Genomic DNA, 12,946 nt, shown 5'->3' with positions numbered 1-12,946 from the left:
ATGCTCATGGATTATGAAAAGGAACGAACAGAATTGGCCGAACGAATCCGAAAAGGCGGAGCGGAAAAGTATCACCAAAGCAATCGAGAAAAAGGCAAGCTCTTTGTCAGAGAGCGGCTCTCGCTTCTCTTTGACGATGGCATTGAGCTAGAAGACGCTTTTTTTGCGGAATGCATGTCAGACGGCCTTCCCGCTGACGGAGTGGTAACAGCGATCGGCAAAATCGGCGGCCAAACCGTTTGCGTCATGGCAAATGATTCAACAGTGAAAGCGGGCTCCTGGGGAGCTAAAACCGTTGAAAAAATCATCAGAATTCAAGAAACTGCCGAAAAACTAAACGTTCCGCTCATTTATTTAGTCGATTCAGCAGGCGCCAGAATCACCGATCAAATCAATGTCTTTCCAGGGAGACGCGGAGCAGGAAGAATTTTTTATAATCAAGTTAAATTATCGGGACGCATTCCGCAAATCTGTTTGCTTTTCGGACCGTCTGCGGCAGGAGGCGCTTATATTCCGGCCTTCTGTGATATCGTCGTTATGGTAGACGGTAACGCCTCCATGTATTTAGGCTCGCCAAGGATGGCGGAAATGGTCATTGGCGAAAAAGTGTCTCTCGAAGAAATGGGCGGCGCTCGTATGCATTGCTCCATCTCCGGCTGCGGAGATATTCTTGCAGAAACTGAAGAAGAAGCCATACATCTGGCGCGGGCTTATTTGTCTTACTTCCCGGCAAATTTTCAAGAAAAGGCGCCCATTCATGAGGAACGCCCGCCAAAACACTTCGACATCCCGCTTGCCGACGTCATTCCGCAAAACCAGAACGCACCTTTTGATATGCATGAGCTGATTGAGCGGATCATTGATGAAGGGTCATTTTTTGAGATCAAAGCCTTATTTGCACCAGAATTAGTAACAGGCTTCGCACGGATCGAGGGACAGCCTGTCGGCATTGTTGCAAACCAGCCGAAGGTTAAAGGCGGCGTCTTATTCCACGATTCAGCAGACAAAGCGGCTAAGTTTATTACCTTATGTGACGCATTTCATATCCCGTTGCTGTTCTTAGCGGATATTCCCGGTTTTATGATTGGCACAAAAGTGGAACAGGCGGGGATTATCAGACACGGAGCGAAAATGATTTCTGCGATGTCGGAGGCAACTGTTCCAAAGCTCTCTGTCATTGTCCGAAAAGCGTACGGGGCGGGGTTGTATGCAATGGCAGGGCCGGCATTTGAACCGGATTGCTGTCTAGCGCTCCCAACCGCCCAAATCGCCGTCATGGGCCCTGAAGCCGCGGTAAACGCTGTCTACGCTAAAAAAATCGCCGAACTGCCAAAAGAAGAGAGAGCCGCATTTATCGGCAGCAAACGGGGGGAATACAAAGAAGACATAAATATCTACCGTCTGGCTTCTGAAATGATCATTGATGCTGTTATCCCAGCCAATTCGCTGCGTGATGAGCTGGCCAAACGGCTGAAGGCATACATGACAAAGGAAATGACATTTACCAATCGAAAACATCCGGTTTATCCGGTATAAAAAAGCAAGAACTTAGGAGCGCCAAAAGCGCTCTTTTATATATTCACAATAATAATATTATGTAAACTAATCGCCTTTGCATAAAACGCTTTGTTTTTTAGAATAGTAAATAAAGGCTGCCGCATCTTTAGCGGCAATTGTCAGTTTATCATAAAAAGGGGCCTACATTATGTATCATTTATATTCACATAACGACTTGGACGGAGTAGGATGCGGAATCGTAGCAAAATTGGCATTCGGAAAAGACGTTGAGGTCCGGTATAACTCTGTCAACGGCTTAAACGCACAGGTGCAGTACTTTTTAGAAAAAATGAAGGAGAGCAACAGACAAGATGCATTATTCATCACCGATCTCGCCGTCAATGAAGAAAACGAACAGAGATTGAATGTTTATGTTCATGCAGGGGGCAAAGTGAAGCTTATTGACCACCATAAAACAGCCCTTCATTTGAATGAGCATGAATGGGGATTTGTCCAGATGGAATACGATGATGGAAGGCTCACATCCGCGACGTCACTTTTATATGGCTATCTCGTTGAAAATGGATTCATGAAACCGACAAATGCCTTAGACCAATTCACAGAGCTCGTCCGCCAATACGATACATGGGAATGGGAGCGGTACGATCAAAAACAGGCGAAGCGGCTTAATGATCTTTTCTTTTTGCTGTCAATTGATGAATTTGAGGCAAAAATGATTCAGCGCCTTTCCTCGCATGACGAATTTTTCTTCGATGATTTTGAAGAAAAACTGCTTGATTTAGAAAACGAAAAAATTGAGCGTTACCTCCGCAGAAAGAAAAGGGAAATGGTACAAACCTTTGTGCACGAACACTGTGTAGGCATTGTTCACGCTGAATCGTACCATTCAGAACTGGGAAACAGGCTAGGGAAAGATAATCCGCACCTCGATTACATTGCGATTTTAAGCATGGGATCAAAACGAGTCAGTTTGCGCACCATTCATGATTACATCGATGTGTCAGAGATCGCCGGCCGATACGGAGGCGGGGGGCATGCAAAGGCATCCGGCTGTTCAATAACCGATGAAGTATACGAGTTGTTTGTAACTGAAGCTTTCCGGATTGATCCTGTACGGCCTGATGCTTTCCGTAACATCTATAATGTAAAGGGATCTGCGAACGGATCATTATATGAAAATCGTGCTCAAATGAGATTTTTTCTGTTTCCTTTAGACAACGAGTGGAATATCCAAATTAACGGGGAAACACAGGATGAAACATTCGCAGCGTTTGAAGAAGCAGAATGGTTCATTAAAAGAAATTATGCCGCATCGCTCGTGCGGGATGAAGTGTTTGTCGCATTTTTAGCAGAACATCTAAAGCTGGCAAATCAGCATCGCAGGTAAAAAAATATGCATAGGGGAGCGTCATTCACCCCTATGCATATCCGCTAGCTATCGTTTGAATATGGCTGTACGTTTCTTAATCACAAAATAAAGGGCTATCACAACAACAGCCAATATCATAATCGGTGTTGTATAAGTACCCGCTATGTTCTCTACATCATCCCACTGGCTTCCCAGCTGTATGCCTAAATAAACAAACAGGATAGACCATGGAATGATAGCAAGCACAGTCAGTACCACAAACTTGAGAAATGGCATTCTCGCAATACCTGCAGGAATGGATATCGCATGTCTGACAACCGGTATAAAACGAGCCGAGAAAACAACCCCGGCGCCGTACTTTTGAAACCAGTTTTCCGACATGTCGATATGATGCTTTTTAATTAATAAATACTTCCCGTATTTGTCCAAAAATGGCCTGCCTCCATAGCGGCCGATCCAGTAAATAAAGATCTGGGCAATGGTACCTCCGATAACGCCCGCAATAATGGCGCCTATAAATCCAATCGTGCCTTCCGATACCATATAGCCGCCATAAGCTAATACAATCTCACTCGGAATGATTTCAATCATTAACCCAATCGCAATACCCGCATATCCCATGTTCGTCAGCCATGTTAAAATTTCGCTTATCAAACTGCCCACATTCTTCACAACCTGTCCTAATCTTTTTCACTATTATATGACTGATTGACGAGCAAGATGGTTACAATTTTTTTACCGCAACATTTCTTTCGTTTCCCGTTTGATTACACCTTCTAAATAGGTCAAAAGCTGAGATCTCATTTCGGGACGCATTAAGCCGATTTCAGTGCTCGCTTTAAAACAGCCCAGCTTATCGCCAATGTCATATCGATTTCCTTCCAGCAGCCGGGCATGGATCGGCTCATTACGGCAAACCTCACGAAGCGCATCTGTGAGCTGAATTTCGTTTCCCGCGCCTCTGCCAATTGACTTCAAAACGGGGAAGATCGAAGAATTCAACACATACCGTCCCATTACGGCGATGTCGGAAGGCGCTTCTTCAGGTGAAGGCTTTTCAACTAAATCTTTCACTTCATACACATGCCCATGAGTTCCAGACGTATTAATAATACCATATTTGCTGACATCCTCAGGGAGAACTGACTGTACACCGACAACCTCTGTGCCATAAGCGTCATATACATCTATTAATTGCCGAAGAGCCGGTGTTTCAGACACCATAATATCATCACCTAAGAGAATGGCAAAAGGCTCATCTCCGATAAAATGCTCCGCACACAGTACCGCATGGCCTAATCCGAGCGGTTCTTTCTGGCGGATGTAATGAATGTTGGCCAAATCGGCGATCTGCTGCATTTCTTCAAGTGTCTCCGTCTTGCCTTTTTCCCGCAGATTGAATTCCAATTCCGCCGATCGGTCAAAATGATCTTCAATCGAGCGTTTGTTTCTCCCTGTAATAATCAGTATATCTTCAATTCCTGACTCTACGGCCTCTTCTACAATATATTGGATTGCTGGTTTGTCGACGATTGGGAGCATTTCTTTAGGCTGCGCCTTTGTCGCCGGCAGAAATCTCGTTCCTAAACCCGCTGCGGGAATAACCGCTTTTCTCACTTTTTTTCTCATTCATCTTCACTCCTGATCCTGTATATTTTTCAGCGAATCTCCAAATACCCAGATTCGGTTTCCTATAAAATTCATCATCATTCCGCCGATAGTGGCGGCGAGCTTACTCACCAAAAGCGAGCATCCGCAGTTTTGAAACAAATAAAGCAGCAAAAAGGTGATCCCCGACGTGGCAATATTAATCATGAGAAAGCGCACAATCTCTTTCCCGTCAGCCTTACGTTTTACACGAAACGTCCAATTCCGGTTCCACACATAGCTGTTGATGATACCTGCCGAATAGGAGCAGATCTGCGCCGACAGATAAGGGACATGACAAGCAGTAAGGAGAAAGAAGACACCAAAATCTATCAGCGTATTGCCGACGCCTACGGTGCAAAAGCGTCCTAATGTTTTTATTTTTTCTTTCAGCATAACGGCACCGACCTCCCTTCATAAAAGATGCGAATAGCTGCCATATTTGTTGATATTGATTACTTTAACGGACAGTGTTGAATAAACAATTAATAAAATATGAACAAAACATGAAAAAACGGGTATACCGCTCTCTTTACATAAGGATGGACAAAATATGCAGTATGTCGAAGGGGAAGAGGGCGGAATGATAACGAAATGTCTTACAAAGAAGAGAACAATGTAAACAGGAATCAGCAGAAAAAGCAGGCAGAATTCAATAGATTGAGAAGTTTCGAGCCATGATTTCCTATCTGCAAAGATGTCTATTATGTCAATAGCTCTAAAACAACGAGATTCGAGGGAACAGGAAGCGAAGAAGAAGTCGGTAACAGCCGTCTATGTTAGCCCCATCTTATCAATGAATAAATGTATCCAGTTCCTTTGTAGAATCGAACACGAATTCCTCCAAAAGTATCCTATACACAATTTTTTTAATAAGGTAGGATGTTAGACAAAGGGATATTTTGGATAAATATGCATCTCCGTTCAATGGGTTTAGTGGTGCGATCTTCATGACCTGTTGTTATCAAATTCCAAAAGAAAATCCCCCCATTTTAAGGAAAAAGGAGGATGTGAAGTGATGAGGAAAAAGTGTAGCGTATGTTTATGGATTCTTGTTTTACTTTTGAGCTGCTTAGCTGGGAAGTCTGCGTATGCTGCCACAGGTACTACAATTGCAAAACATATAGGGAATTCAAACCCGCTTATCGACCATCATTTGGGAGCGGATCCGGTTGCGCTGACCTATAACGGAAGAGTCTACATCTATATGTCAAGTGATGACTATGAATATAATAGCAACGGAACAATTAAAGATAATTCATTTGCCAATTTGAATAGAGTATTCGTCATATCTTCAGCGGATATGGTGAACTGGACAGACCACGGAGCCATTCCGGTAGCAGGTGCCAATGGAGCTAATGGAGGCCGTGGAATTGCAAAATGGGCAGGTGCGTCATGGGCACCGTCAATCGCAGTTAAAAAAATTAATGGCAAGGATAAATTCTTCCTTTATTTCGCAAACAGCGGCGGAGGTATCGGGGTTCTCACCGCAGACAGCCCGATTGGTCCATGGACCGACCCAATCGGGAAACCGCTCGTAACGCCAAGTACGCCAGGAATGTCTGGTGTTGTATGGCTTTTTGATCCGGCAGTATTTGTAGATGACGACGGAACCGGTTACCTGTATGCCGGCGGAGGCGTTCCTGGCGGTTCAAATCCAACGCAGGCACAATGGGCCAATCCTAAAACGGCTAGAGTCATAAAATTGGGGCCTGATATGACGAGTGTTGTTGGAAGTGCATCTACAATTGATGCGCCTTTCATGTTTGAAGATTCGGGATTGCACAAGTATAACGGAACATATTATTACTCCTATTGCATTAATTTCGGCGGCACGCACCCGGCCGATAAACCCCCGGGTGAGATCGGCTACATGACCAGTTCAAATCCCATGGGTCCCTTTACATATAGAGGGCACTTCCTGAAAAATCCGGGTGCATTTTTCGGAGGTGGCGGAAACAACCATCATGCTGTTTTCAATTTTAAAAACGAGTGGTATGTGGTGTACCATGCGCAAACTGTCAGTTCCGCTCTGTTCGGGGCCGGCAAAGGATACCGTTCTCCACATATTAATAAGCTGGTGCATAACCCAGATGGATCCATCCAAGAGGTAGCAGCAAATTATGCAGGTGTAACACAACTTTCCAATTTGAATCCTTATAACCGGGTAGAAGCTGAAACGTTTGCTTGGAATGGACGCATTTTGACAGAGAAGTCCACAGCACCCGGCGGGCCAGTAAATAATCAGCATGTAACAAGCATTCAAAATGGAGACTGGATTGCTGTAGGAAATGCAGACTTCGGAGCGGTCGGTGCCAGGTCATTTAAAGCAAATGTAGCATCCACTTCAGGCGGGAAAATAGAAGTGCGCCTCGACAGTGCAGACGGTAAGCTTGTTGGAACTCTGAATGTGCCTTCAACAGGCGGAGCGCAAACGTGGAGAGAAATAGAAACTGCAGTAAGCGGGGCAACCGGTGTGCACAAAGTATTCTTTGTATTTACCGGAACAGGTACAGGAAACTTGTTTAATTTTGATTACTGGCAGTTTACGCAAAGATAGGACTCGTAATGGGACCGCTTAAAAACGAGGCGGGTGAAGTACGGGCCAGCACCGGAACAGCCCGCCATTATGGATATGCCATGCAGATTTTTTAATACCGTAAAAGACACATGACGAAGGAGAGGAATAAATGATTCCACGCATAAAAAAAACAATTTGTGTACTATTAGTATGTTTCACTATGCTGTCAGTCATGTTAGGGCCAGGCGCTACTGAAGTTTTGGCAGCAAGTGATGTAACAGTTAATGTATCTGCAGAGAAACAAGTGATTCGCGGTTTTGGAGGGATGAATCATCCGGCTTGGGCTGGGGATCTTACAGCAGCTCAAAGAGAAACTGCTTTTGGCAATGGACAGAACCAGTTAGGATTTTCAATCTTAAGAATTCATGTAGATGAAAATCGAAATAATTGGTATAAAGAGGTGGAGACTGCAAAGAGTGCGGTCAAACACGGAGCAATCGTTTTTGCTTCTCCTTGGAATCCTCCAAGTGATATGGTTGAGACCTTTAATCGGAATGGTGACACATCGGCTAAACGGCTGAAATACAACAAGTACGCAGCATACGCGCAGCATCTTAACGATTTTGTTACCTTCATGAAGAATAATGGTGTGAATCTTTACGCGATTTCGGTACAAAACGAGCCTGATTACGCTCACGAGTGGACGTGGTGGACGCCGCAAGAAATACTTCGCTTTATGAGAGAAAACGCCGGCTCGATCAATGCCCGCGTCATTGCGCCTGAGTCATTTCAATACTTGAAGAATTTGTCGGACCCAATTTTGAACGATCCGCAGGCTCTTGCCAATATGGATATTCTCGGAACCCACCTGTACGGCACCCAGGTCAGCCAATTCCCTTATCCTCTTTTCAAACAAAAAGGAGCGGGGAAGGACCTTTGGATGACGGAAGTATACTATCCAAACAGTGATAACAACTCGGCGGATCGATGGCCTGAGGCATTGGATGTTTCACAGCATATTCACAATGCGATGGTAGAGGGGGACTTTCAAGCTTATGTATGGTGGTACATCCGAAGATCATATGGACCTATGAAAGAAGATGGTACAATCAGCAAACGCGGCTACAATATGGCTCATTTCTCGAAGTTTGTGCGTCCCGGCTATGTAAGGATTGATGCAACGAAAAATCCGAATACGAACGTTTACGTGTCAGCCTATAAAGGTGACAACAAGGTCGTTATTGTTGCCATTAACAAAAGCAACACAGGGGGCAACCAAAACTTTGTTTTGCAGAATGGATCTGCTTCAAACGTATCTAGATGGATCACGAGCAGCAGCAGCAATCTACAACCTGGAACGAATCTCACTGTATCAGGCAATCATTTTTGGGCCCATCTTCCAGCTCAAAGCGTGACAACATTTGTTGTAAATCGTTAAAGACACCTAAGGCAAGCGGTACCGCATTGGAGCGGATACGGACATTAACCGCCGAGGGTGCCGCAAATAAACCTGCACAGGAATAAAAAAGTCGAAGTCAGAAAAAAGCGATTTTCCGATCAGAAAATCGCTTTTTTTCGTGTCGTGCGTCGTTTTGAAGACACATGGTTCAAGGTTTTTAAATGCGGGAGGGCATCAGCTTGTTAAAATAAATGTATAAGGAATAAACATAAGCGTTACGACAACTGGTGCACTATTACTGAGATAGATATTATGAATATTCAGGGAAGGGAAATGTAGAACGCTATCGAAAGTTTGACTTGATCAAGAAGACCAGCAACAAGTGACATAGGTTGCTGATAAACGCATGTCAAAGAGTTAGCCGTTGAATCCAACGTCAAATAAGATGACACAAGGTTAATTCAATAAAGGAGGGGCTTTAGTACAAAAAGAGCTTGTATCTAAGTGATCAATTAGTAACTACTAAAAGAATTCGTTTTTTAGTTTACATAATATATATTCTAGGAAGTAAACGAAATAAATGAATTTCTGTCTCATATCAAAAGTATACTTAAGTTAGTGAGACAGAAATTGAAATTTTATTGGTTTGTTGCTAATCAAAAAAATGGCGTTGTTAATCCATAATAAACTGCTTCTAAATCTTCCAGCGTCATATCGCCATATGCGCATTTGATAACAGAGTCAGCAAACACATCATAGTCATAATCTGTAGAAAATCCTCGCTGCAGCTGTTTTTCGTAAGCTTCAATCTGTTCTTTTTGATACTGGATGTCTTTTTCCTTACCTGGATAGTCCGGACCATTTATCGCATGATTCATTTCTTTGAACAGCATCATATATTGCTTCAGTGTTTCATCCACAACCTACACCTCCTTGTTTTACTGGATAAGATAATGAAAACGGACATCATTGCTGATGTCCGCCAACAGTTAAACTATTTGGGTTCTGTTCCCCAAATCAGTTTTCCGTGATTATATAATGTGATTTTTTTCGTTGTTTTAAACGTATTTGATTGGAAAAAGGAATAATCGCCGCTTTGTGCATAATTGCTCCAGTCATCGTTGTGAAGACGAAGCTGAATATTTCCTGTGCTTGCTCCCGGTGACAGCTTTCCTTTTTTGAACCCCAGTTCCAGATAGGTATCTGCGCCTTGCTTAGGTTTATGCAGCGTCACAAATTTGTGGGTCAGATTGCCGCATCCAATCTGCGCGTAGTCACAGTCAAAGTTTTGGCCTTTGTTTTTCGCGTTATACCAGTAACGGGCAGTGACATCTTTTAAATCCACCGTCGCATTGCCGTTATTTTTTATGTGAAGCTGCGGGCGGATTTGGTTGCTGTTCACACCCCCATCCCCTGCTTTGTATTGTACAGAAATGCCGTTTTCCTGTGCGGGGTTATCTTGTGCCGGCGTTTCAGGGCGTTCTTTCGTTGAATCTTTGTTGCCGAGAATGTTTTCTCTTACGAATGTTCCTGAAGCAGTTAAATCTGTAAGTGGCCAGCCGCCTGTTTTAGATGCTCCCGGCTTTAACGCTGAGGATGATTCCTGCTTATCAGAAAGATTCCAGTTCACCCAGCTGATTTTCTTGCTGTCGAGATAATTCAGCCATTCCCGCGACTGGTCAAGGAATACACCGCCATTTCCAGACGCGTCGCTTGTTCCCCATTCCGTCACGAAAATAGGCGCTCCTTTACTGAGTGCATAGTTTGCTTTCTCCCGTAAAGATTGGCCGTGTGTGCCGGCATAAAAATGAAGCGCGTACATGACGTGTGCATCTTTTATCTGGTCATCGGCAGCATCATTCACATCCTGGCTCCATGTACCGGTTCCGACAATAATGGTGTTGTCTGGATCATTTTTGCGGATAACGGAAATCACTTCTTCCGCATACGGTTTAATATCACGCTTCCAGTTCACATCACCGTTTGGTTCGTTTGCAATTTCATAAATGACGTTTGGTGTGTTTCCGTAAAGGCTTGACATTTCCTTGAAGAATTCTTTTGCTTTCTCTTTATTTTGGTTTGGATTACCGTCATTTAAGATATGCCAGTCAATGATGACATATATCCCAAGCTCTTTTGCCGCTTCAACCGCTTCTTTTACTTTGTTTTTCACGGATGGGTTGTCAATATAACCGCCATCTGCTGTATACATCGCCGCTCGGAAAACGGTAATGCCCCAATCGTCTCTCAGCCATTTTAAGCTGTCTTTATTGACAAAATCGCCATACCATTGCAATCCGTGTGAACTGATCCCCTTCAATTGCACCGCTTTGCCGTTTTGATTGATTAGCTGCGTGCCTTTTATGCTAAGCTGGCCATTTATGGCGACTGGCGTTTTTGCTCCTGCAGCAGATGCTGCTGGATTTCCTAAGCCGCTGGTTGCGAGTATTGAAATTAATAAACACACGATTAAGATAGAGACTTGACGTTTCATATATAGTATTCTTTCCTCCTTTACATCATGACGAAAATATATGCCTATTAACTCGTCCGCTCCACCTCCCTTCCGTTTTTGTTTGGCACGGACTATTGTAAAAATTTATCTCATCTTTGTCTATCAACCTAATTTCTTGTTTTTAGACGGATTAAAAAGCCTGTCAATTTGCTCTTTTTGTCTTGATTCAGATACTGCTGACACATACGGACCAAATAGAAAATTGTTTAATCAGGACTATTCACGTTACTTTTTGTTTAATTTGAAAGATTCTGCTTCTTTGCGCCAAATAAAAAGCCGCATTCAATGAATTGAATGCAGCCGTGTTCTTATGCTTCTTGTTTCTCATCTTCCCATGTTTCAGCATTTTTCAGCCCTGGAATGTTTTTCGCTTTAAATACAGGATCAAGTCCTTGTTTACGCTGTTTCGCGTAATCTTTATACACTTTGTAAGCAACGTTTGACAGCAGCGTAATCACAACTAAGTTAATTAGCGCCATGATACCCATAAAGAGATCCGCCATGTCCCAAACGATTTGGAAGCCTGATAGAGAACCGTAGACAACCATAGCAATAACCGCAATCCGGTAAATATTCAGCCATGTTTTGCTTGTTTTAATAAATTCAATATTTGTCTCACCATAATAATAGTTGCCGACAACTGAACTGAATGCAAACAAGAACATTGCGACTGCGATGAAGCTAGGCGCCCAGCCGCCGATATGATGATTAAGGGCAGCCTGGGTTACTTGGATACCATCACCTTTTGGCGTTACACTGTACAGCAAAATGATAAACGCTGTGGACGTACATACGATAAATGTATCGAAAAATACGCCTAATGTTTGAATAAAACCTTGTTTTGCCGGATGCGATACATGAGCTGTTGCAGCCGCATTCGGAGCGCTTCCCATCCCTGCTTCGTTTGAAAAAAGTCCGCGCTGCGCACCGATAACGATGATGCCGCCAATTCCGCCGCCGACGACTTGTTCAAACCCTAAAGCATTTTTAACAATTGTAGCGATAACGCCAGGGAAAGCCGTAATATTTGTGATGACAACAAATAAAGCAATAATAATATAAATGCCAGCCATAACCGGTACGATTAGCTGTGTTACAGCCACAACACGTTTCAAACCGCCAAAAATGATAAACGCAGTTAAAACAGCCAAGACAATGGCTACAACTGTTTTATTCACATGAAATGCGCCATCCAACGCTCCTGCAATAGTATTCGTTTGAACAGCGTTAAAGATTAAACCGAATGATACCGTAATTAAGACAGCAAAAACGATGCCGAGCCATCTGGCTCCAAGGCCCTTCTGAATGTAGTAGGCCGGACCTCCGCGGAAATCCTCCCCGTCTCTTACCTTATAAAGCTGCGCTAGCGTACTCTCAACAAAGCTAGAAGCCATACCTACAGCAGCTACAACCCACATCCAAAACACAGCGCCCGGTCCGCCTGTCGCAATTGCTAAAGCTACACCAGTCAAATTCCCAGTACCGACTCGGGATGCAGCGGAAATAAAGAATGCCTGCATAGAGGAAACACCTTTATTTCCTTCAGGCTTCTCCCCTACTATTCTGAACATTTCAATAAAATAACGGAATTGGATAAAACCAAAACGTATGGTAAAAAATAATCCAAGCCCTATTAAAATATAAAATAGGTATTTCCAAATGAAATCACTTGGAATATGAATTAAACTATCGAAAAAAGACGCCATATTTACCTACCGTTTTCATCAATTCAATACGAATTCATTTTGATGTTAGATTTTTTAACATAACGAGTTTTATTATATCACAATATGACGAATTAGGAAGTTTTTTCGCGAAGAATATTGTCATAGCCAGATGTTACTCTGTCGACCCTTTCCCTAGCATTTTCCTATAAAAAATAAAAACATTCGTTGAAAGTTTGCATTTTTAAAAAAGTACCTATTAACAATGCAATCATTTCCTCTCATTCTCTTACCTTTCCTTTGATTTTAGCTC

Annotated in this window: 9 protein-coding genes and 1 pseudogene; 4 read left to right on the top strand and 6 right to left on the bottom strand. The window is 43.2% G+C overall.

All coding sequences use genetic code 11. The features are described from left to right. Together C1T29_RS11445 and nrnB are read left to right on the top strand one after the other, a co-directional pair. Complete coding sequence (locus tag C1T29_RS11445; RefSeq protein WP_103748728.1) at positions 1-1,536, top strand: acyl-CoA carboxylase subunit beta; 1,536 nt, start codon at positions 1-3, stop codon at positions 1,534-1,536. Positions 1,537-1,705: 169 nt separating this feature from the next. Further along, positions 1,706-2,905, top strand: a complete 1,200-nt coding sequence (gene nrnB / locus C1T29_RS11440; protein WP_103748729.1) for an oligoribonuclease NrnB — start codon at positions 1,706-1,708, stop codon at positions 2,903-2,905. 48 nt (positions 2,906-2,953) lie between these two features. On the opposite strand, the gene C1T29_RS11435 is transcribed toward nrnB, so the two are convergent. From C1T29_RS11435 to C1T29_RS11425, 3 genes and pseudogenes are all read right to left on the bottom strand, one after another. Then, entirely contained in the window at positions 2,954-3,550 is a 597-nt protein-coding gene (locus C1T29_RS11435; RefSeq protein WP_003231529.1) for an undecaprenyl phosphate transporter UptA, read from the bottom strand. 72 nt (positions 3,551-3,622) lie between these two features. Continuing rightward, positions 3,623-4,516, bottom strand: a complete 894-nt coding sequence (gene galU / locus C1T29_RS11430) for a UTP--glucose-1-phosphate uridylyltransferase GalU (RefSeq protein WP_095432859.1) — start codon at positions 4,514-4,516, stop codon at positions 3,623-3,625. 6 nt (positions 4,517-4,522) lie between these two features. Then, a pseudogene (locus C1T29_RS11425) lies at positions 4,523-4,974 on the bottom strand (GtrA family protein). A gap of 578 nt (positions 4,975-5,552) precedes the next feature. Between C1T29_RS11425 and xynD the strand changes: the two are divergent. Further along, positions 5,553-7,094: an alpha-L-arabinofuranosidase gene (xynD, locus tag C1T29_RS11420; RefSeq protein ID WP_103748730.1), complete on the top strand. Its 1,542-nt coding sequence runs from the start codon at positions 5,553-5,555 to the stop codon at positions 7,092-7,094. A 130-nt stretch (positions 7,095-7,224) separates the two neighbouring features. Beyond that, positions 7,225-8,493 carry a glucuronoarabinoxylan endo-1,4-beta-xylanase XynC gene (locus tag C1T29_RS11415; RefSeq protein WP_208945699.1) on the top strand — a complete coding sequence of 423 codons (1,269 nt, stop codon included), beginning with the start codon at positions 7,225-7,227 and terminating at the stop codon, positions 8,491-8,493. A gap of 617 nt (positions 8,494-9,110) precedes the next feature. On the opposite strand, the gene C1T29_RS11410 is transcribed toward C1T29_RS11415, so the two are convergent. From C1T29_RS11410 to C1T29_RS11400, 3 genes are all read right to left on the bottom strand, one after another. After that, a complete protein-coding gene (locus tag C1T29_RS11410) occupies positions 9,111-9,374 on the bottom strand; it encodes a YnfE family protein (RefSeq protein WP_071581693.1) in 264 nt (87 codons plus the stop codon). A gap of 74 nt (positions 9,375-9,448) precedes the next feature. After that, complete coding sequence (locus C1T29_RS11405) at positions 9,449-10,948, bottom strand: cellulase family glycosylhydrolase (RefSeq protein ID WP_208945698.1); 1,500 nt, start codon at positions 10,946-10,948, stop codon at positions 9,449-9,451. A gap of 329 nt (positions 10,949-11,277) precedes the next feature. After that, the gene (locus C1T29_RS11400) at positions 11,278-12,675 is read right to left on the bottom strand and encodes an alanine/glycine:cation symporter family protein (protein WP_040083027.1); all 1,398 of its coding nucleotides are present in this window, start codon (positions 12,673-12,675) and stop codon (positions 11,278-11,280) included. Positions 12,676-12,946 lie beyond the last annotated feature (271 nt).

This window comes from Bacillus sp. MBGLi79, assembly GCF_002953915.1.
Note: the sequence above shows the minus strand (reverse complement) of the source record. Positions and strands in the feature narration are given on the sequence as shown.

Coding starts and splice junctions, on each gene's coding strand:
- galU (WP_095432859.1), bottom strand. CDS start 4,516: ATGAGAAAAAAAGTGAGAAAAGCGGTTATTCCCGCAGCGGGTTTAGGA.
- xynD (WP_103748730.1), top strand. CDS start 5,553: ATGAGGAAAAAGTGTAGCGTATGTTTATGGATTCTTGTTTTACTTTTG.
- nrnB (WP_103748729.1), top strand. CDS start 1,706: ATGTATCATTTATATTCACATAACGACTTGGACGGAGTAGGATGCGGA.
- C1T29_RS11445 (WP_103748728.1), top strand. CDS start 1: ATGCTCATGGATTATGAAAAGGAACGAACAGAATTGGCCGAACGAATC.
- C1T29_RS11405 (WP_208945698.1), bottom strand. CDS start 10,948: ATGAAACGTCAAGTCTCTATCTTAATCGTGTGTTTATTAATTTCAATA.
- C1T29_RS11400 (WP_040083027.1), bottom strand. CDS start 12,675: ATGGCGTCTTTTTTCGATAGTTTAATTCATATTCCAAGTGATTTCATT.
- C1T29_RS11415 (WP_208945699.1), top strand. CDS start 7,225: ATGATTCCACGCATAAAAAAAACAATTTGTGTACTATTAGTATGTTTC.